The 19,773-nt window shown below is 69.4% G+C and carries 19 protein-coding genes; 9 read left to right on the top strand and 10 right to left on the bottom strand.

The genetic code is table 11. The features are described from left to right. The first annotated feature begins 65 nt into the window (after positions 1-65). From EV647_RS24210 to EV647_RS24200, 3 genes are read left to right on the top strand one after another with little or no spacing between them, the layout of a single operon-like run. Positions 66-728: a nucleotidyl transferase AbiEii/AbiGii toxin family protein gene (locus EV647_RS24210; protein ID WP_134006585.1), complete on the top strand. Its 663-nt coding sequence runs from the start codon at positions 66-68 to the stop codon at positions 726-728. After that, positions 725-1,081 carry a hypothetical protein gene (locus tag EV647_RS24205; protein WP_134006583.1) on the top strand — a complete coding sequence of 119 codons (357 nt, stop codon included), beginning with the start codon at positions 725-727 and terminating at the stop codon, positions 1,079-1,081. The genes EV647_RS24210 and EV647_RS24205 overlap by 4 nt, the downstream gene beginning before the upstream one ends. Beyond that, positions 1,081-1,335 (top strand): hypothetical protein, encoded by a 255-nt coding sequence (locus tag EV647_RS24200; protein WP_134006581.1) that lies wholly within the window; start codon positions 1,081-1,083, stop codon positions 1,333-1,335. Before EV647_RS24205 ends, EV647_RS24200 begins: the two co-directional genes overlap by 1 nt. Here the strand turns inward: EV647_RS24200 and EV647_RS24195 are convergent. The 3 genes from EV647_RS24195 to EV647_RS24185 form a co-directional block, all read right to left on the bottom strand. Further along, positions 1,332-2,624, bottom strand: coding sequence for an AI-2E family transporter (locus tag EV647_RS24195; protein ID WP_134006579.1), 1,293 nt, complete (start codon positions 2,622-2,624; stop codon positions 1,332-1,334). The genes EV647_RS24200 and EV647_RS24195 overlap by 4 nt on opposite strands. A gap of 31 nt (positions 2,625-2,655) precedes the next feature. Next, positions 2,656-4,026 (bottom strand): glutamate mutase L, encoded by a 1,371-nt coding sequence (locus EV647_RS24190; protein WP_134006577.1) that lies wholly within the window; start codon positions 4,024-4,026, stop codon positions 2,656-2,658. 300 nt (positions 4,027-4,326) lie between these two features. After that, entirely contained in the window at positions 4,327-5,481 is a 1,155-nt protein-coding gene (locus EV647_RS24185) for a cystathionine gamma-synthase (protein ID WP_134006575.1), read from the bottom strand. A 161-nt stretch (positions 5,482-5,642) separates the two neighbouring features. Here EV647_RS24185 and EV647_RS24180 point away from each other — a divergent pair, with 161 nt between their 5' ends. Together EV647_RS24180 and EV647_RS24175 are read left to right on the top strand one after the other, a co-directional pair. Further along, complete coding sequence (locus EV647_RS24180) at positions 5,643-6,257, top strand: hypothetical protein (protein WP_238175577.1); 615 nt, start codon at positions 5,643-5,645, stop codon at positions 6,255-6,257. Positions 6,258-6,268: 11 nt separating this feature from the next. Further along, complete coding sequence (locus tag EV647_RS24175; RefSeq protein ID WP_134006573.1) at positions 6,269-7,858, top strand: hypothetical protein; 1,590 nt, start codon at positions 6,269-6,271, stop codon at positions 7,856-7,858. Positions 7,859-7,912: 54 nt separating this feature from the next. Here EV647_RS24175 and EV647_RS24170 read toward each other — a convergent pair whose 3' ends face one another. Both EV647_RS24170 and EV647_RS24165 read right to left on the bottom strand, forming a co-directional pair. Then, positions 7,913-8,209, bottom strand: a complete 297-nt coding sequence (locus EV647_RS24170) for a DUF1905 domain-containing protein (protein ID WP_134006571.1) — start codon at positions 8,207-8,209, stop codon at positions 7,913-7,915. Then, entirely contained in the window at positions 8,206-8,787 is a 582-nt protein-coding gene (locus EV647_RS24165; RefSeq protein WP_134006569.1) for a TetR/AcrR family transcriptional regulator, read from the bottom strand. Before EV647_RS24165 ends, EV647_RS24170 begins: the two co-directional genes overlap by 4 nt. A gap of 94 nt (positions 8,788-8,881) precedes the next feature. On the opposite strand from EV647_RS24165, the gene EV647_RS24160 reads away from it, so the two are divergent. Beyond that, positions 8,882-11,041 (top strand): MMPL family transporter, encoded by a 2,160-nt coding sequence (locus EV647_RS24160; protein WP_134006567.1) that lies wholly within the window; start codon positions 8,882-8,884, stop codon positions 11,039-11,041. 66 nt (positions 11,042-11,107) lie between these two features. Here EV647_RS24160 and EV647_RS24155 read toward each other — a convergent pair whose 3' ends face one another. Then, complete coding sequence (locus EV647_RS24155; RefSeq protein WP_134006565.1) at positions 11,108-11,767, bottom strand: YitT family protein; 660 nt, start codon at positions 11,765-11,767, stop codon at positions 11,108-11,110. Between the two features lie 63 nt (positions 11,768-11,830). Here EV647_RS24155 and EV647_RS24150 point away from each other — a divergent pair, with 63 nt between their 5' ends. Both EV647_RS24150 and msrA read left to right on the top strand, forming a co-directional pair. Then, entirely contained in the window at positions 11,831-13,273 is a 1,443-nt protein-coding gene (locus EV647_RS24150; RefSeq protein WP_134006563.1) for a PLP-dependent aminotransferase family protein, read from the top strand. A 299-nt stretch (positions 13,274-13,572) separates the two neighbouring features. After that, positions 13,573-14,211 carry a peptide-methionine (S)-S-oxide reductase MsrA gene (msrA, locus tag EV647_RS24145; RefSeq protein ID WP_134006561.1) on the top strand — a complete coding sequence of 213 codons (639 nt, stop codon included), beginning with the start codon at positions 13,573-13,575 and terminating at the stop codon, positions 14,209-14,211. Between the two features lie 70 nt (positions 14,212-14,281). Here the strand turns inward: msrA and EV647_RS24140 are convergent, their stop codons facing one another. Next, positions 14,282-15,250 carry a lysylphosphatidylglycerol synthase transmembrane domain-containing protein gene (locus tag EV647_RS24140; RefSeq protein ID WP_202876304.1) on the bottom strand — a complete coding sequence of 323 codons (969 nt, stop codon included), beginning with the start codon at positions 15,248-15,250 and terminating at the stop codon, positions 14,282-14,284. 134 nt (positions 15,251-15,384) lie between these two features. Between EV647_RS24140 and EV647_RS24135 the strand changes: the two genes are divergently transcribed. Beyond that, positions 15,385-17,667: a CDP-alcohol phosphatidyltransferase family protein gene (locus EV647_RS24135; protein WP_238177366.1), complete on the top strand. Its 2,283-nt coding sequence runs from the start codon at positions 15,385-15,387 to the stop codon at positions 17,665-17,667. Between the two features lie 2 nt (positions 17,668-17,669). Here the strand turns inward: EV647_RS24135 and EV647_RS24130 are convergent, their stop codons facing one another. Genes EV647_RS24130 through EV647_RS24120 form a run of 3 tightly spaced genes read right to left on the bottom strand, consistent with a single transcriptional unit; the run spans position 17,670 to position 19,702 of the window. Beyond that, positions 17,670-18,359, bottom strand: coding sequence for an alpha/beta fold hydrolase (locus tag EV647_RS24130; RefSeq protein ID WP_202876303.1), 690 nt, complete (start codon positions 18,357-18,359; stop codon positions 17,670-17,672). Between the two features lie 43 nt (positions 18,360-18,402). Beyond that, complete coding sequence (locus EV647_RS24125; protein WP_134006559.1) at positions 18,403-19,251, bottom strand: class I SAM-dependent methyltransferase; 849 nt, start codon at positions 19,249-19,251, stop codon at positions 18,403-18,405. 13 nt (positions 19,252-19,264) lie between these two features. Beyond that, positions 19,265-19,702 carry a VOC family protein gene (locus EV647_RS24120; protein ID WP_134006557.1) on the bottom strand — a complete coding sequence of 146 codons (438 nt, stop codon included), beginning with the start codon at positions 19,700-19,702 and terminating at the stop codon, positions 19,265-19,267. Positions 19,703-19,773: the final 71 nt, after the last annotated feature.

Genomic DNA, 19,773 nt, shown 5'->3' with positions numbered 1-19,773 from the left:
ACCTGAGGACGCCGCCGAGCCTGGCTCGGCGGCGTCTTGTGTTCGCAACCCGGCAGACTGACCCCATGAACCCGCTGCAGACCAGAATGGCCACCCTCGGTCTACAGGCCCTTGCCCCGCGGGGCTTCGTGCTGGCCGGCGGCTACGCACTCCAGGCCCACGGCTTCGGGAACCGCGAGTCCGACGACATCGACCTGTTCACCAACGACCTCGACACCACCAACTTCACTGAGTCCGTCGACCAGTTGCTCACCGCCTACCGATCCGCCGGCCTCCGCACCGACGTGACCAGGCAGGTCGCCAGCTTCGCCCGGATCGTGGTGAGCGACGTCGACGGAGTTTCCGCGAAGGCAGACCTGGGGACGGACCACCGGCAGTTGCCCCCGGCTACGACCGAGGTCGGGCCGGTGCTCTCCGAGGAGGATGCGATCGGGAGCAAGGTCGGCGCCCTCTACTCACGGCTCGAGCCGCGCGACCTCATCGACGTACAGGCGGTACTGGACAGCGGCCGGTACGACGCCGACGCGTTGCTCGCGCTGGCGGACCAGCGTGAGGTCACCCCGCTGGACCGGGAGATGTTCGCCGGCCAACTGCGCGCCGGCGCCCGGCTGCCGAATTCGGGCTTTCTGCAGTACGGCGCGACGCCCGAACAGATCGCCCACATCCGGGACACGGCACACCACTGGGCCGACCGGCTGGACCGGTCGTCAGGGAATATGGACGAATGAACGAGCCGCGCTACACCCAGCCCGGGGACTCCTATGCCTCCCGGATTCCCTACGTCGTCCCGGAGTCGCTGGACCAGCTGACCGGGCCGCGCAGCGGGATGGTGGAACTGCCCGTCTCGATCGTCTGGGGCGCGCAGCGGGTCTTCGATCTCGGCAACGCCGACGACCGGCTGTCCCTGTACAAAACCGTGCTCAGCGAGGCCTCGACGATCGACCAGCTCACCAGCCTGGTGAACAAGGACCTGCTGATCGAACTCTGGCCCCAACTGCACCTGCCGCGGTACTGCGTCCGCCGCTGGCACACGGCGTTTCCGCAGTTGGCCGAGATCGGCGCCGGCGGAATCTGGCAGTGATGGACGCCGAACACGCTCAGGTAGCCCGGATCGGGCTCGCCGCGACCCGCGAAGACGGGTTCGCACTGGCCGGCGGTCAGGCTCAGCAGCTCCGGACCCGCGCGGCGAACCCGGACATGGACCAGGCGATGCGGCTCACCGAAGCTGGGCAGTCTCGGGCCGGCTCCGGGCCTGCCGGTCTGACGCAAGGCGCGGCCGGCCGGACGGGAAAGTCGTTGAGCCAGGAACGGACGAAAGGCGAGCGGGGTAGCTAGTCGGTAGTTGTTGCCGGTGTGGGGGCGTCCTCGGTCGGCGTTGGCTGTTGGGGGCGGCGTCTGGGGAGGGGTCTGGGGAGGGGTCTTGGGGGTTCGGGGTCTACGTCGTGACCGGCCAGGTGGTTCACGATGGCGTTCAGGACGGCGGCGGTGGGGACCGCGACCAGGGCGCCGACGATGCCCGCGATCACCACGCCGGTGGCGATCGAGAGGATGATCGCCAGCGGGTGGACGCTGACCGCGCGGCCGAGCAGGAACGGCTGCAGGACGTGCGCCTCCAGCTGCTGTACGCCGATCACGACGGCGAGCATGATGATCGCGACGAGGGGGCCCTTGGCAACCAACGCGACGAGGACCGCGACGGCGCCGCTGATCAGCGCGCCGACGACCGGGATGAACGAGCCGACGAACACCAGGATCCCGATCGCGCTCACCAGCGGCAGACCGAGGATCGCGGCGCCGAGCGAGATGCCGACGGCATCGACCGCGGCGACGATCACGGTGGCGCGGACGAACGCCGTCAGCGAGACCCACGCCTTCCGGCCCGACGAGTCGGCCTTGTCGCGGGCCCGGCGCGGGAACAGCCGGACCAGCCACGACCAGATCTGCTCGCCCTGGTACAGGAAGAAGAACAGGCAGAACAGCGAGATGAACAGCCCGGCCACCACATGCGTCGCCGTCGTACCGACCGCTGCCGCCTGCTGACCGAGCGCGCCGCCGGCCGTGACCAGCTCCCGGAGCTGCTTGTAGAGGTTGGTGATGTCCGCGTCGGTGAGGCCGAAGTTGATCCGGGCCATGTCGCGCAGCTTCTGCACACCTTCGCCGACCTGGTTGGACAGGTCCTCGAACTGACCGGCGATCTGTGTCCCGACCAGTGTCAGCAGACCCGCGATCACCACGAGCGTCGCGAGCACGGTGACGCCGGCTGCGGGACCACGCGGCAGGCGGAGCTTCTGCAGGCCGGTGGTGATGGGGATCAGGAGGGCGGTGAGGAGTACGCCGACGGTGACCGGTACGACGACCTCGGACAGGTACCGCATCCCGTAGCCGATGACGGCGATGGCCGCGACGATCACCAGGAACCGCCAGGCCCACGCACTGGCGATCTCCATCGCCGGCGTCACGCCGTGGTCCACCTTCCTAGGCGCGCCGCCTGCCGCGGGCTCCGCGACCGCGGGTTCGGCCGCCGCCTCGGCTACCGGCGCGCTGGACGACTCAAGCACGTCGTTGTCCGCAACCGGGCTCTGCTCATCGTGCTCTCCGGTCTCGTCCCGCCCCGACTCGCTCATCCCACCTCCGCAAGCTGATGTGCTGATGAGACTAGTGCCCGCCGCGGCTCGTTCCATGAATATGGGCGGCCAGGCCTTCGGCAGCCTTCGGGGCGTCGTCGGCGAGCAGCCCGACCGCGGCGAGCACGTAGTCCGCGTCGACACACACCTCAGCGCGCTGCGGGACGAGCCAGCCCTCCTCCTGCGCGTTGGTCCCGATCGAACCGAGGATCCGCGCCGCGACGTCCGGCGGGTTGTGCCGCAGCACTCCCCCGGACCCGACCAGCAGATCGACCTCGCGCAGATCCTTCCCGGAACGCTCGATCACCCGCCCACCGGGCCCGAACACGATCCGCTGCCGCCCCGCATGCCGCCGGAGCGCGACCGTCGCGGCAACGGTCGCCAACGTCTCGTCGTACGACGCCTCACGTCCACTGTCCGGAAGGTACGACGGGTCCGCTCGCCGGCGTTCGGCCGCCGCACGCACCTCGTCGACATCCGCGATCAGCCCCGCCTCGGCGCCGGCCGCCACAACAGGTACGGCGCTCCAGCGCATCCCGAGATCGCCTTCGACGGTCCGGGTCACGGGATGCGGCGCGACCACCTCGCGGCCGAGGTTCGCGTCCTCGGGGTCGAGCTCGATCACCGAGTGCACGTCGGTGGTGGCGCCGCCGATGTCCACGACCGCCACGTCACCGCGCAGCGCGGCGAGTACCTCGACACCGCGCAGTACGACGTCCGGCGTCGCGGCGCGGACCATCCGTGCGAAGGACGGGTCCCGTGACAGGTTCTTCCCGCCGATCACATGCTCCAAGAACATCTCGCGGATCGCGGCCCGGGCACTGTCCGGCGCGAACACGCCGATCTCCGGTACGACGTTTTCCGCCAGCACATGCGGTACATCCGCCGCGGTCAGTGTTTCCGTGATTTCCGTCTGCGCATCGATGTTGCCTGCGACAACGACCGGTTTCCGCCACTTGTACTTCGCCAGCGTCTCCGCGGCCTTGAGCAGTACGGCGGAGTTCCCGCCGTCGGTACCGCCGAGCAGCAGCACGACGTCCGGGCGATCCTTGCGCAGCTCCTTCTGGCTCGTCGCGCTCAGCCCACCGCTGACGACCGCCACGACGCGCCCGCCGCTCGACAACGCCACCCGCTTCCCCGCCTCCGCGGTCACGAGCTCTTCGTTGCCCACGACACCGATCCGCAGGCCGCCGCCCGCACTCGAACAGGCGAGCACCTCGGCGTTCCGCACGCCCCGGTCGGCCGCTTCGAGTACGACGCGACAGGCCTGCCACCCGTCCATGACGTCGGTGTCGATCGTCGTACGGTGCTCGGCCCGGGCCACGAGCTCGCCCGAACCGGAATCCACCGCAACCGCCTTCGTGAAGGTCGACCCGAAGTCAACGGCAACCACCAGGCTCACCAACACTCACCCCACTCGCCCCACTCGCCCCATCGTCCACCGCCATATCCCCCGCCCGTCCTCCACAACCCGTTCCCGCCCGCGCCGGCCCGTCTCCGCCCGCGCCGGCCCGTTCCCGCCCGCCGGCCCGTCTCCGCCCGCGCCGGCCCGTTCCCGCCCACCGGTCAGTGCGCATTTGGTGGGTCGACCCAGCAAGTTGGGGGTTCGTCACCCTGGTTGTGGGTCACAAACCCCCGAGTTCGCTGGCCGACCCAGCAATTTGCCTGGCCGGCCAGGCAAATGCGCGGGGTGGGGGGTGGGTCAGGCGAGGGCGCGATCGAGGTCGAGCAGGAGGTCGTCGATGGTCTCGATGCCGACGCTCAAGCGGATCAGGTCCGCCGGCACCTCGAGTGGGGTGCCGGCGACCGAGGCGTGGGTCATCTTGCCGGGGTGCTCGATCAGGGACTCGACGCCGCCGAGTGACTCACCGAGAGTGAAGACCTCTGCCTTGTTGCAGATGTCCAGTGCCTGCGCCTCGCCACCTGTGACGCGGAAGCTGACGATCCCGCCGAACCGCTTCATCTGCTTGGCGGCGGTCTCGTGACCCGGGTGCCCGTCGACGCCCGGGTACAGCACCTGGCTGACGGACCGGTGCCGCTGCAGGAACTCGACGACCTTCTCGGCATTGTCGCTGTGCCGGTCCATCCGGACGCCGAGCGTCTTGATGCCACGCAGCACCAGCCACGAGTCGAACGGCCCGGCGACGGCGCCGATCGCGTTCTGGTGGAAGGCGATCTTCTCCGCCAGCTCGGCGTCCCGCACGATCAGCGCGCCGCCGACCACGTCGGAGTGCCCGCCCATGTACTTCGTCGTCGAGTGCACGACCACGTCCGCGCCGAGCTCCAGCGGCTGCTGCAGGTACGGCGAGGCGAACGTGTTGTCGACCACCAGCAGGGCGCCGGCGTCGTGGGCGATCTGGGCCACGATCGCGATGTCCGCGACGTTCAGCAGCGGGTTGGTCGGGGTCTCCAACCAGACGACCTTCGTCTTCCCGGGCTGGATCGCGGCCCGGATCGCGTCCGGGTGCGTGACCGCGGCCGGCGTCATCTCCACACCCCAGGTGCCGAGAACGCGGGCGAACAGGCGGAATGTGCCGCCGTACGCGTCGTCAGGGAAGACCACGTGATCACCCGGCACGCACAGCGAGCGGATCAGGGTGTCCTCGGCGGCGAGACCGCTGGCGAAGGCGAAGCCGCGGGTGCCGGTCTCGATCGCGGCCAGACACTCCTCGAGCGCCGTCCGGGTCGGGTTCGCCGAGCGGGAGTACTCGTACCCGTTGCGCAGCCCGCCGACGCCGTCCTGCTTGTAGGTGCTGGTCGCGTAGATCGGCGGCACGACCGAGCCGGTCGTCGGGTCGGGCTCGTTCCCGGCGTGGATCGCGAGCGTTTCGAAGCCGTAGTGGTGTTCCGTGTTCACCGGACCAGCGTACGGCCTGGTCTGCTCGGGTCCCGCAGGACGTCCGCTACTGAGATGATCCGGCGGATCCTGGTTGTCCACAGGCGCGTCGTACTGGCTGGCGAATGACCCGTTGGGCCGCCTACGGTTGCGCACAGAGGGTCATCTAGAGGGTTGCGGTCATGGAACCGGGCAAGGAAGGACGACGGCGCCGGATGAAGACGCAGGACAGGCCGCTCGACCAGGACGACCTGGCGATGGCGGATCTCGCCGAGATTCCGGACTGGACCGTGATCGCGGGACCGGACGGCGACGAGGCCGGGCCGGAGGTGGTGCGAGCCCTGGTGCACCGGGTGATGGGCCAGACCTCCTGGCAGCCGTGGCCGCTGCAGGCCGGCGAGGTGATCGGCGCCGACATGGTCTCGTGGGGGTTCACCACGCGCCGCGGGACTACGATGATCGTGTTCGACGGCCTGGCGTTCCCGGACTGCCCGGACAGCGGCTGGTCGGCGTACGAGATCGGTCCGGACGACATCGCCGCCGCGGAGTCCGGGCTCGACGAGCACTGGCCGGACCACCTCGCGCTCGCGACCAGGCACTGGGGACAGCCTGACTACGTCGGTGACGAGAGCAGTCCGACGTTCGCCGACGAGTGGGAGCCCGGCGCCGGGACCGGCCGCCGGCACCTGGCCGTCTGGCTACGTCCGGGCGCCCAGATCCACCTGTACAGCACGAAGCCCAGCAAGGACCCGCTGACGACGTCTGTCGGGGTCAACTACGCCGTGTACATCGACTAGGAGACCCCGCCGTGAGCGATTCCTACCCGGAGAATCCGCGGGGCGTTCGTCAGCGTGTCTCCCGCTGGAGCACGACCCATCGTGGCACGAAGACGCTGAAGGCGGCGTACGCGCAGGCAGCCCGCGACGTGAAGCGGATGGATCCTGCCGTCCGCGAGGCCATCGGCCGCTCGAACATGACCCGCTCCGACCTGCAGCAGATCGCGAGTCGGCACGTCGACGCCCAGTTCCGCCCGGACCGGTACGCGGGCGTCTCGCGGAACCTGGGCCAGGAGGTGCAGGGTCGGCTGGCGGAGTCCGGGCCGGCGCCGAGCAGGGGCTGGATCGCCCGGAAGAACCCGTTCTCGCGGTGGAACAGAAACCAGCGGCAAGGGACGAAGGCGCTCAAGGCCGCGTTGACGCAGGCGGCGCGGGACGTGAAACGCACGGATCCGCGGGTTCGGTGGGAGATCGGCCGGTCGCACGTCAACAGCGCGGACCTCGCGGCGCTGGCGTCGAGCCGGATGGATCATCTGTTCCGGCCGGAGGGCCGGTTCCAGGGGGTGCCGGGGCAGCAGCAGAACGGCGCTGGGCGGCAGGGGCAGGGGCAAGGTATTCAGTCTCGGGACGCGGTTCTGCAGGCGCCGTCGCCGCAGCAGTCCGAGCAGTTGAACCAGCGGATTGCGACGCTGCAGCAGGCGATCCTGGAGGCGCAGCAGCAGACGCTCACGCTGATGGAGGAGAACAACCGCCTCCAGGGTGAGATGCGACAGTTGCTCGAGGCCCGCGTTCAGCAGCTGCAGCAGGAGAACGCCGCGGACCCGGCTCAGGAGCCCGCTCAGCAACGAGAAGGCGACAACCAGCTGGTGGCAGGCGACCAGCAACCAGACGAACGCCGCACCGAAGGCGAAGCCGAGCGCGGCGAAGCCCAGACCGGCGAACCCCGCGCCGATGGTGAAGCCGAGGTCGGTGAAGCGGGTGAGCCTCGTGCCACGGGTGAAGCCGAAGTCGGCGAGGTCGGCGAGCCTCGTACGGCGGGTGAAGCCGAGGTCGGTGAGCCTCGGGCTGTGGGTGGGGCCGAGGTGGGCCCGGAGGTCGAGGGTGCGGGGGTGCAGGCGCCCGCCGGGGGCTGGGCTGACTCGGCCGCAACCCAGGGTCAGTCCGTCAGGGATGCCGAGGCACTGGCGGGCCGGCAGTCCACCGGCGAACTGGACGCACCGGCAGCCACCACCCAAGATCCCGCAGCGACCCCAGCGACAACTGTCGACCCCCAGCAATCCGGCACCAACCCCCAGCAGCCCAGCACCAACCCACAACAACCCGGCACCAACACCCAGCAAGCGGGTGCCGGCCCGCAGCAACCTCGGTTCGACGTGCAGCCGCAGCGGGGGCCGGCTGCTGGGGAGAAAACGTCGGCGGAGCTAGATTCCAAGTTCGCGCGGGACATCGCGTTCAACGGCAGCACGCCGCTCAACAGCGTGTCGTCTCAGAAGACCGAAGAGGCCGTCAAGGCCGGCAGCGACAATGACGCCACCAAGCGGCAGCAACGTGGCGGCCAGGCACCCCAGAAGCCCGCGACCGGGAATACCCAGAAGCCCCCGACCAAGAGAGACGGTCGCTGACCTCCAACTACACGTACGCCGTCGCTCCCCGCGGCGGCGAACGTCGTACCGGGGCTAGAAGTCGACGAGCTCCAGCTGTGTCTCGACGGGGCTGCCCTCGAGGAGGTCTTCGGCAGTCCGGATCGCTTTCTTGACCGGGAGCATGTAGGTCCCGTTCTTGGTCGGGAAGACCGAGGTCTGCCACGTGCTGCCGCCGACCGTGACCGAGACCCGCACCGACCCGAAGCCCTTCCGCCGTCCTTCGGTCAGATCGGTGATCTCGTCGCTGATGTCCTCCGGCACCGTGACGAAGTACCAACTGCCTTCGCCCGGGTAAAGCCACAGCGGCGCCGTGAACCGGTAACCGGTCACTCGACGACCGGGGTGCCGCGGCGAGCAAGAACCGCGGTGGCAGCGTCCAGCAGCACCGCGCGGATCTCCGCATCGCCGGCCTGGAGATCGAGCTCGGTGGACATCGCGGCCCCGACCGCCTCGACCGCGGCCGCGGCACGCAGCCGGTCGGCGGCCGTCGGGTCGGGGCCGGCCAGCCACAGCTGGAAACGGCGGCTCTGCGCGATCAGCTCGTCGAGGTCGTCCCCGAAGGCCGCGAGTACGGCGGCGATGTCGCGGAGAAGCGTCGGCCCGGTCGCCCGGTGCGCGATGATCACGTCGACGTACGCACCGAGGACCTCGCGCTCCGTCTCCGGCGACCACGGCAGCGTCTCCGGGAGCCGCAGTACCTGGAAGATGTCGTCCAGGAAGGTGCCGACGATCGCGCGCAGCAGCTGCTGCTTCGACGAGTAGTGGTAGTACAGGGACGCCTTGGTGATGCCGACCTGCTCGGCGATCTCGCGCAGGCTGGTCTTGTCGTACCCCTGGGTCGAGAACAGCTCGACCGCGGCGCGATGGATCTCCGCCTTGGTGTCCCGGGAACTCGTCGCGTGCTGCACGTCACCACCCTCTCACCTTCACCCGCCTACCGGTCGGCAGGTAGGCTACCTACCGACCGGCAGGTAAAGACAACCCGCAGAGAGGGGTCTCGGGGTGTTCACCAAACTCGGACGCTTCGTCGTTCACAACCCGTGGAAGGTGATCGCCGCCTGGGTGGTCGCGGCGGTGGCCGTGATCGCGTTCGCGCCGACGCTCGCGGACGTCACCACCAAGGATCAGGCGGCACTGCTGCCTGACAAGTACGAGTCGGTGCAGGCGCAGAAGCTGGCCGCCGACGCCTTCGGGCAGACCAACGATGCGACCGCCAGCATCGTCGTCAAGCGGAACGCGGGCGGCGAGCTGACCGCGGCCGACCAGGCCAAGGTCACCGAGGTGGCGGCCAAGATCACCGCGGCGAAGATCGACCGGGTCACCGCCGCGATCACCGGCCCGCAGGCGGTCTCGCCGAACAAACAGGTCCAGATCATCAGCGTCGGCCTCAAGGGCGCGCCGGACGAGCAGGCCGTGCTGGACGCCGTACAGAAGATCCGTGACGTGACCGGCTCCACGCTGACCGGCGCCGATCTCGAGTACGGCGTGACCGGCGACGCGGCGCTGATGCTCGACAACCAGGACGCGTTCAACAACGCCTTCATCGTGGTCGGGATCGCGACCGTCGTGCTGATCATCGGCCTGCTGCTGGTGATCTACCGCAGCCCGGTCGCCGCGTTCCTGCCGATCCTGACGGTCGGTCTGGTGTCGGCGATCGCGCCCGGCCTGATCGCGCTGGTCGCGAAGGCGACCGATCTGCAGGTCACGCAGGACCTGCAGACGATCCTGACGGTTGTGCTGTACGGCGTCGGCACCGACTACATCCTGTTCCTGCTGTTCCGGTTCCGCGAGCGCCTGCGCGCCGGCGAGGCGCCGAAGGAAGCGCTGGTGAACGCGGTCGCCCGGGTCGCCGAGGTGATCGTGTCGGCGGCGGGCGCGATCGTCGTCGCGTTCAGCGCCCTGCTGCTCGCGGTGTTCGGCGGGTTCAAGAGCCTCGGCCCGGGGCTCGCGATCGCGGTCGCGGTGATGGCGTTCGCCGCGATCACCCTGGTCCCGGCGGTCGTCTCGCTGCTCGGGCCGAAGGTGTTCTGGCCGTCGAAGTCGTGGCAGAAGACGCCGAAGGGCGCGATGTTCAAGCGGTTCGGCACGTTCACCGCGCGGCGCCCGGCGGTGGTCGCCGCGATCTCAGGCGGCGTGATGGTCGTGCTCGCGCTCGGCTCGCTCGGGATGAAGGTCGACTACGACGCGTTCAGCCAACTGCCGGACGGCACCGAGTCGTCCCGCGCGATCAAGGACCTGCAGGCGGGCTTCCCGGCCGGCGCGCTGAACCCGACCACGGTCTACGTCAAGAGCACCGACGGTACGCCGCTGGATCCGGCCGAGCTCACGGCGTACGCCGGGAAGCTGGCAAAAGTCGACGGTGTCGGCGGAGTGCTTCCGGCCGGCGCGGACGGCAGCATGGCGTTGCTGAGCAAGGACAAGACCGTTGCCCAGCTCAACGTCGTACTCAAGGATGCGCCGTACGCGAACGCGTCGCTGGATCTGGTCGACGGGGAGCTCCGGGAGACCGCGCACGCCGAGGCGCCGGCCGGGACGACCACGCTGCTCGGCGGCGTGACCGCCAGCTACACCGACATCCGGGACGCCAACAGCCGGGACCTCTCGGTGATCTTCCCGGTCGCCGGCGGGCTGATCGCGATCATCCTCGCGCTGCTGCTGCGGTCGCTGATCGCGCCGCTGGTGCTGATGCTCGCGGTGGTGCTGAGCTTCTTCAGCTCGATCGGCGCGACCGTGTTCGTGTTCCAGGGCGCCGCCGGTCATGCGGGCGTGACGTTCTCGCTGCCGATCATGCTGTACCTGTTCGTCGTTGCCATCGGCACCGACTACAACATCCTGATGATCGCCCGGTTGCGTGAGGAGGCCGAACGCGGGACGGATCCACGGACCGCGGCCGACCGCGCGATCGAGCACGGTGGCCCGTCGGTGGCAGCGGCCGGACTGATCCTGGCCGGCACGTTCTCGTCACTGATGCTGGCCGGTATGGCGCTGCTCACCGAGATGGGGTTCTCGGTCGCGGCCGGCATCGTGATCTCGGCGTTCGTGATGTCGAGCTTCCTGGTGCCGAGCGTGATCGCCCTGCTCGGCCGCCGCGCCTGGTGGCCGCGCCGGATGAAGGTCGGCTCGCCTGCCCCCGAGGAGCGCGAACTCGAACCGGTCGGCTGACAAGACCCGCAGGCTGAGGGGTCCTGCGAGAATGACGGGTCCCGGACCACCTGGTCCGGGACTCGTCTACTGACGCTTGAGACGCACGGTGAAGATCGGTAGGAGGACGTGGACGAGGGGGCCGATCGAGAGGGCGTAGACGACGGTGCCGACGCCGATCGAGCCGCCGAGCAGGAAGCCGGTGGCGAGGACGGTCAGCTCGAGCGACGTACGGACGAGGCGGACGCTCAGACCGGTACGGCGTACCAGGCCGGTCATCAGGCCGTCGCGGGGACCGGGGCCGAACTGGGCGCCGATGTAGAGGGCGCCGGCCAGCGCGTTGAGGACGACGCCGGACAGCATGAAGGCGATCCGCAGCCAGAGCGCGTCCGGGCGGTCGACCGTGGCCAGGGTCAGGTCGGTGACCAGGCCGATCACGATCGCATTGCTGATCGTGCCCAGGCCGGGCCACTGGCGCAGCGGGATCCAGGCGAGCAGTACGACGAAGCTCATCGCGATCACCACGGTCCCGAAGCTGAGCGGGAGATGCTTGGTGATGCCGGAGTGGAACACGTCCCACGGGTCGAGGCCGAGGTTGCCCTGGATCATCAGGCCCATCGAGGCGCCGTACAGGGTCAGGCCCACGTACAGCTGCACCAGGCGGCGCGGGAGGTGGCCTGCCTTCAGCTGCTGGATCGGGTTGAGGGGCGCGAGCTGACGCGGCGGGGCATCGGAGGTGGCGGTCACGAGATCCAGTGTGCGGCGTAAGTGGCCTGGCATTCGATAGCCAGTTGCGCGATAGTGGACTGCATGCGAGCCCGTTACCTTCCCGCCAGCACGTTAAGCGGCCTGCTCGGCGAGTGGGCCGACGGGACCGGTCCGGCGTACCGGGTCCTGGCCGAGCGGCTCCGGCTGCTGATCGCGGACGGGCGGATCATGCCCGGGTCGCGGCTGCCGAGCGAGCGCGAACTGACCGAGGCGCTGGGGGTCAGCCGGACGACGGTGGCCTCCGCTTATCGCTCGTTGCGCGACAGCGGCTATCTGACGAGCCGGCGTGGTTCGGGAAGCGTCACGGCACTGCCGTCGAAGATCGAGCCGGAACTCGGGCGGCACCACGCGCCCGGGATCGACACCGAGGGTTTGTACGACTTCACCTGCGCGGCGCCGGCTGCGGTCCCGGGGATCAGTACGGCGGTCGCGTCGGCGGCCGGTGAGCTGCCGATGCACCTCGCGACTCCCGGGTACCACCCGCAGGGCCTGCCGGTACTGCGTTCCGAGATCGCGGCGGCGTACTGCGCACGGGGGTTGCCGACGTCGGCGGATCAGATCATCGTCACCGCCGGGGCGCTCGCCGCGACGTCGATCGCGGTACGGGCGATCACGCAGATCGGCGACCGCGTCCTCACCGAGAGTCCGACGCATCCGAACTCTGTGGATGCGATCCGGCGCAGCGGTTGCCGCGTGGTCGCCGTACCGATGTCGCCCGGCGGGTGGGACCTGCCTTTGCTGGAGGCAACGATTCGGCAGACTGCGCCGCGGGCGGCGTGGATGGTGGTGGACTTCCAGAATCCCACCGGTTTCCTGATGTCCGCGGCGGATCGGCAGCGGCTGGCGCGGGCGTTCGCGCGGTCGCGGACGACGGCGATCGTGGACGAGACGCTGTTCGAGCTGTCGCTGGACGGGCAGGAGATGCCGCCGCCGTTCGCGTCGTACGACCCGGACGGGGTGATCACGGTCGGGTCGGTGAGCAAGTCGTTCTGGGGCGGGTTGCGGATCGGGTGGATGCGCGTGCCGGAGGCGCTGGTCGCTCGCGTGCTGGACGCGCGGGCGTCGATGGACCTCGGCGCGCCGGTGCTGGAGCAGTTGGTGGTCGCGGACCTGCTGCGGCGGCGCTCCACCTTGCTGCCGGAGCGCCGGGTGTCGCTGGCACAGCGGCGGGATGCTTTGGCCGCCGCGTTGTCCGCCGAGCTTCCGTCGTGGAGGTTCCGGCTGCCTTCGGGTGGGTTGTCGCTGTGGTGCGAGCTGCCCGAACCGGTCGGCTCCAGCCTCGTTGGTGTCGCCCAGCGCAACGGCGCGCTCCTGGTCGCCGGGTCCCGCTTCTCCCCCGACGGCGGCCTCGAGTCCTTCATCCGCCTCCCGTTCACCCTCGACGAGGACTCCCTCCGCGACGGCATCACCCGCCTAGCCGCGTCCTACGCCTCCCTGACCACCGGCGCCGCCCCGACCCGGCGGACTGGGGTGATGATCGCGTAGGGCGGACGCGCGCCACTCACCAACCTCCCGCGGACGGGCCGGCTCGCGCTCAACCGCTCGCTCCGATCAGCCCGGGACGACCTTTGATGAGTGGCTCAGGTCCGCGTCTCCGCGGCAGGCGGACGCCCAGGCCATCACAATTGGCCCCGACCGCCGCGCGCCAGCGGGGAGCCGTCGGAATCGCGCGATTGTGATGGCGTGGCGGTCCGCACGTCATCGCGCCGTAAGGGGTGTGGGGAAGGTTCACCTGGGCGGGGGCGTTGGGAGACTATGAGAGTCACACTGCGAGAGGCGTGAGAATGTCGTTCTTCACCCGCAACACCGCCATGGTCGAGCCGGAGGCCGCGCTGCCCGGCCGGCCCACCCCTGGCTTCGCCGTACCGGACGAGAACATCGTCCTGCACACGCCGCAGACCGCTGCCGCGCCCGAGGGCTTCGAGGAGGTCTGGTTCGGCACCGGATGCTTCTGGGGCACCGAGGAGATCTTCTGGCAGCAGCCGGGCGTGTACACCACGGCCGTCGGGTACGCGGGCGGTTACAGCCCCAACCCGTCGTACGAGGAAGTCTGCACCGGGCGCACCGGTCATGCGGAGGCCGTCCGGGTCGTCTACGACCCGACCAAGACCACCTTCACGGACCTGCTCAAGGTTTTCTGGGAGACCCACGACCCGACCCAGGGCATGCGGCAGGGCAACGACCTCGGTTCGCAGTACCGCTCGGCGATCTACTACACCACCGACGCCCAGCGCGCCGAAGCCGAACGCACCCGCGACCTCTACGCCCCCGTCATCAAGCCCCTCGGCTACGACGACATCACCACCGAAATAGCCCCCGCCACCACGTTCTACTACGCCGAGGGCTACCACCAGCAGTACCTCCACAAGAACCCCAACGGCTACCGCTGCCACAGCAACACCGGCGTACCGTTCCCGGCCTGAAGCTCTCCTGAAGGCGGCCTCCACCGTTTGGTGGGGCCGCTTTCCTGGCTGTACGGCGAATAGCCTGGGCCTAGGAGCACGCACCTCGCCACACGCGCCGCCGGCGGGCGGCCACGAGGACGACGGCTCCGGGCAGGGTTGCGAACAGCGCTAGTACGCCGTACACCACCGCGACGGTGAGGCCGAGTGTCGCGCCCAGGCCGACCGAGCTGAACGCCCACGCGGCTGCGCCCTCGCGCGGGCCCCAACCTGCGATGTTCGTCGGCACCGCCGAGGCCGTCAGCACGACCAGTGCCAGAGGCAACAGTCGAGCCGGGGACACATCCGCTCCGGTCGCTCGCACTGCGATCAGGAAGACGGCGGCGTGGCCGAGTACGGCGACGGTGGAGGCAAGCAGGATGCCAGGCCAGGCCCGCGGCGCGAGGACCGCGTCGCGGAGGTCGCTGGTGAAGGCGCGTCCGATCCGCGTGGAGAGGCGGCGTCGGTTCAGGCAGAGAGGTACGGCGATCAGCGCCGTACAGGCGACGACCACGACCGTCACGGCGATCGAGGGAACACGGAAGCCAACGGGCCGGGGTAGCAGGAACAGCACGCCCAGCGTCAGCACGATCTGTACCGCAAATCCCGACGCCCGCTCCCACGCGACGGCCCGCAGGCTCCGCCCCAGGTCGCCGACCTCGCGCCCGTGGCGCACGGCGCGGTGTACGTCGCCCACCACGCCGCCGGGCAGCGTGGCGTTGAGGAACTGGGACCGGTAGTACGCAGCCACCGCGGTCCTCAGCGGCATCTCGACGCCGAGCCCGCCTGCGACGAGCCTCCACCGCCAGGCACAGCACAACGTCGTCAGCGCCGTGATGGCGAGGGCGGCGGCGAGCGGCGAACCGGTCGTCAGTCGGAGCCCGTCCACCAATGGGCCCGTGCCCACCCGCCACACCAGAACGGCGAGGATCGCGGCGCCGCCGGCGACCCGCGCCCAGGTCCAGATGCTTCGGCTGATGGCAGTTCCGATCTCTTGGTTGGGGCCTCGCACCACTAACACGGCTGCCACCTACCGCTGGTTCATCCGGCGACTTCCGACAGTACGGCGGATACTCGCCCTCTCCCGCCCGGATGAACCGGTGCGACGCTGTCCTCGTATGACTGTCGTACCCGCAGATAAGGAGGCATTGTCGAGTGCGCAGCCGCATCCTGACCGGCCCGCTCGTCGGATTCGCTTGTCTGCTCGTGCTCCTCGGTGTCCTCGCAGCAGCCACCGGCCTCGACGTCGCCGGCTGGGCGACCGGCATCGCCTCCGGAGCCGGCCTTGCCACGCTGGTCGCTCGCGCGATGACGCATCATCGTCGTGACGGGCTGGGGCCCGCGGACAGAGTGACACTGGCTCGCGCGATCCTCGCCTGCGGGGTCGCGGCGCTCACGGCGGACTCGTTCGGCGGCCACGCGCCGGTGGCGATCCTCGTCGCGATCTCGACGGTCGCGCTGATCCTCGACGGGGTCGACGGTAAGGTCGCTCGGCGTACCGGCACCGCTTCGGCGTTCGGGGCGCGCTTCGACATGGAAGTCGACTCGTTCCTCGTCCTGGTCCTGAGCGTGTACGTCGCCGCTCACACGAGGGACTGGTGGGTACTCGCGATCGGTGCGGCCCGCTATGTGTTCGTGGCCGCCAGCTGGGCGTTGCCGTGGCTGCGCGGTTCGCTTCCGCCTCGCTACTGGGCCAAAGTGGTCGCCGCGATCCAGGGCATCACCCTGACCGTCGCGGTGGCCGGCATCCTGCCCGAGGCCGTGACCACAGTGGTGCTGCTGATCGCGCTGGGGCTGCTGGTCGAGTCGTTCGGCCGTCATACCTGGGGACTGTGGCGCCAGGCCGGAAGCCCGCCCGGCACTCGTGCCACCGTGACGTCGGCGCTGGCGGTGCTCCTGGTCTGGACTGCGCTCCTCGTGCCGGACCACACCGGCGACCTGTCCCCGGCCGCCTTCCTCCGGATCCCGCTCGAGGGCCTGGTGTTCGTCGTCCTCGTCTGCGTGCTGCCATCGAGGCTGGCGCGGGTCCTCGCACTGATCGGCGGTCTCCTCGCCGGGGTGCTGATGATGATGCGGCTGCTCGACAGAGGCTTCTACTTCGCCTTCGACCGCCCCTTCCACCCGGTGTACGACGCGGCGTACGCGGGCTCCGCGCTGGACCTGCTCGGCGACTCGATCGGCCGCATCGGCGCCCTCGCAGTCTTCATCGGAGCCGGAGTCCTCTGCCTGGCCCTGCTCGCCCTGCTGCCGCTGTCGGCAGTCCGGGTGACCCGGCTCGTGGCGAGACACCGGCGACCGGCGATCCGGATCGTAGCCGTCCTTGCCGCGATCTCGATCGTGCCTGCGCTGACCGGTATCGGGCCGAAGCCTGTACGACAGCTCGCCTCATCCTCCGCGGCTCGGCTCGCCACACAGGTCCGTGACGACCTGCGCGACCAGCGCGAGTTCGTACGGGCGCTCGAGCAGGATCCCTTCCGCGACACCCCAGGCAACGACTTGCTGACCGGCCTGAGGGGCAAGGACGTGCTCCTGGTCTTCGTCGAGAGCTACGGACGTACGGCGCTCGACTCTCCAGTCGTCACGTCGGCTCTCGAGGCCGGAGACCGGCGGCTGCAGCAGGCCGGCTTCTCCTCGCGCAGCGGCTTCCTCACCTCTCCGACCTTCGGCGGCATCAGCTGGCTGGCGCACTCCACCCTGCAGTCCGGGCTGTGGGTGGACAACCAAGCGAGGTACGACCACCTGGTCACCCTCGACCGGCTCACTCTCACCGATGCCTTCGGCCACGCGGGCTGGCGGACCGTCGCCGACGTACCGTCCAACGACAAGGACTGGTCGGTGGCGAAGACCTACTACCACTACGACATGGTCTACGACCGCCGCAATGTTGGGTACGCCGGGCCGTCGTTCAGCTTTGCCTCGATGCCTGACCAGTACACGCTGGCCGCCCTCCAGCGGCTGGAGTTGGACAAGCCGAACCGCGCTCCCGTCATGGCCGAGGTCGACCTGGTTTCCAGCCACACGCCCTGGGCACCGCTCCCCCGGCTCGTCGACTGGAACCGCGTCGGTGATGGCTCGATCTTCGACCCGATGCCGGCCGAAGGCGACTCGCCGGAAGACGTATGGCGGCAGCCGGACCGTGTGAAGGCCGCGTACGCGCAGTCGATCGCCTACTCACTCGACGCCCTCACTTCGTTCGTACAGCAGCTGCACGACCGCAACCTGGTGCTCGTCGTCCTCGGCGACCATCAGCCGGCCAGCATCGTCTCGGGCAACGGGGCGAGCCACGACGTGCCGGTGAGTATCATCGCCGCCGACCCAGCCGTGACGGATCGGGTAGCGGACTGGGGCTGGCGGAACGGCCTCCGGCCGGACCCCGGCGCACCGGTCTGGCCGATGGACACCTTCCGAGACCGCTTCCTCACCACCTACGGCCGCTAGCTTCACCGAGGTCGGGGTGGGTCCGCCGGTGGCAGTGCGTGAAGAACAGCCGCGAGGCTCTGAGGGTCACGGCGGGCAATGTTGTGACCAACGGGAATCTCGTGAACCCGCCAGGCTGAGTCGTTGCGTAGCCTTTCGGTTAGGGCCACGAACGGACTACCCGGCCACGCGCCACCGCTGATGAACGTTCGGCGAGGTGCGTCGCTGGGATTGACTTGCAGCCTGATCGACTGGACGAAGCTCGCCAGTGGGTGCGGTCGCGCGCGAGGGCCGAGTCCATCGGGGACCGCGACCCATCGGCCGTCGGCGCGGGCGCCGGCTATGAACATCTCACGGAAGCTGTCGCTGGTCAGCGACCAGCACGAATCGCCGTCGTCCGGAACGTAAGCGTCGATGAAGACGAGCTGATCGAGGCGGTCGCCGAGCCGAGCCGCGACACCGGCGATCACCATCCCGCCGTAGCTGTGCCCACACAGCGCGAGGGGTGTTTCGTTGCTTCGGTCAATGATCTCGGCGACCTGGTCGATATGGGTGTCGAGGTTCGGTGGACGGTCTCCATCGGCTGGGCCGTCCAACTCCAGCCCTGACAGGGTCACCGCCTCGACGAGATGACCGTTGCGACGGAGCTCGGCGGCCACCGCGTCGAACACCCATCCGCCTTGCCAGCCACCCGGCACCATCACGAATTTCACCGCATCAGCCTAGGCCACGCAGACCCGCCGACCGGCTGGAGTCCTAGTCCCGTTTCGTTCCCACAACACATCGCGCCAGGCCCGGAACCCGAACCGTGCCGTCCTTCTCGAACGCGCTCACCTTCGCAACGGCGCGTGCCCGAATCCGCTCCCGCGCCGATTCGTCGACCTGCTGAAGCGCCGCGACTGCGAGTGAGACGTGCTCGCTGATCATCTCCCAATACTGTTCGGGCGACTCCGTCACGAGTTCGACGTGGACGTCCCACTCGGCAATGTCGCGCAGTCCCGCGCTCTCGTACCGGGCGGTCAGATATCCAGGGGCTGCGCACCGAAACATGTTCGGTCCGTCCGGGTCGGCCGGCGCCGGCACCGCCTCGGTCGCGATGGCCTGCATGGCGATCGCCGTCCACGGGTTCTCGTCGGGCTTGACCCAGACCGACGAGCAGAGGCGTCCGCCCGGCTTGAGAGCGCGGACGAACTCGGCCGTCGCCTTGGCCACGTCGGGGAAGAACATGTACCCGAAACGCACAGAGACGCTGTCGAACGTGGCGTCGTCGAACGGCAGATCGTCGGCGCTGCACACCTTCGTCTCGATGTTGGTGATGCCTTGCACCCTGGCTCGCCGTACGGCGATGTCCAGCATCTCCGGTACGAGATCGGTGAGTACGACGCTTCCCTTCGGCACCAGTCTCGCGATGCTCAGACCCGGCTCGCCCGTGCCTGAGGCGATGTCGAGGTGCCGCTGATCTTCAGCGAGGTCGAGTCGCTCGATCATCGCTGCGCCGACCGGGCCGAGCTGATCCATGATGACCGAGTCCCACTTCTCCCAGCCCGCGGAGAGTCCTGCCCACGTCGCTCGCTGACCGTCCCGGACGTCATCGGCACTCGGCATTGCCCCTCCCCCGCTACACCGTGTGGGCGTGGCCCGGCTGGTTGGTGCGATCCTCCGCGTCGTCCCCTGTGCTGTACAGGCGAACGGTCAGCCCGTCCGGGTCGTAGACGTCGACCACCCAGCCGCGGGTGCCGGCCTTGATTCCGGAGTGTCGTACGTCGAGCGCGTCGAAGTGCGCGATCCACGCCTCGGCCGCCGTACGATCGGCAATCGCGAAGCTCACCGGGTCGAATCCAGCGTTGCCGACCGCAGCCTGCGCGTTCTGCCGCAGAGCTACCGGAACGCCTGCACCGGGCAGACGTCCGCCGACGCCGCGTACGACACCATCGTCGTCGGGAAACTCCAGCTCGACGGTGTAGCCAAGCACCCGTTCGTACCACTCGCGGCTGCGGGCCAGATCGCTGACCGGCAGCTTGAGGTGATGGATACCGGTGAACCGCACGTCTGCCATCGCTACCCCCACTCGTTTGCCCCCGAACATCGAGAGCCCCTGTCGTCGTACCGACCATCGTCTCCTGGCTC

Origin of the sequence: Kribbella sp. VKM Ac-2566 (assembly GCF_004366005.1) — a bacterium.
Taxonomy (GTDB): domain Bacteria; phylum Actinomycetota; class Actinomycetes; order Propionibacteriales; family Kribbellaceae; genus Kribbella; species Kribbella pratensis.
The sequence above is the reverse complement of the archived record's forward strand: the minus strand, read 5'-3'. Positions and strand labels throughout refer to the sequence as shown.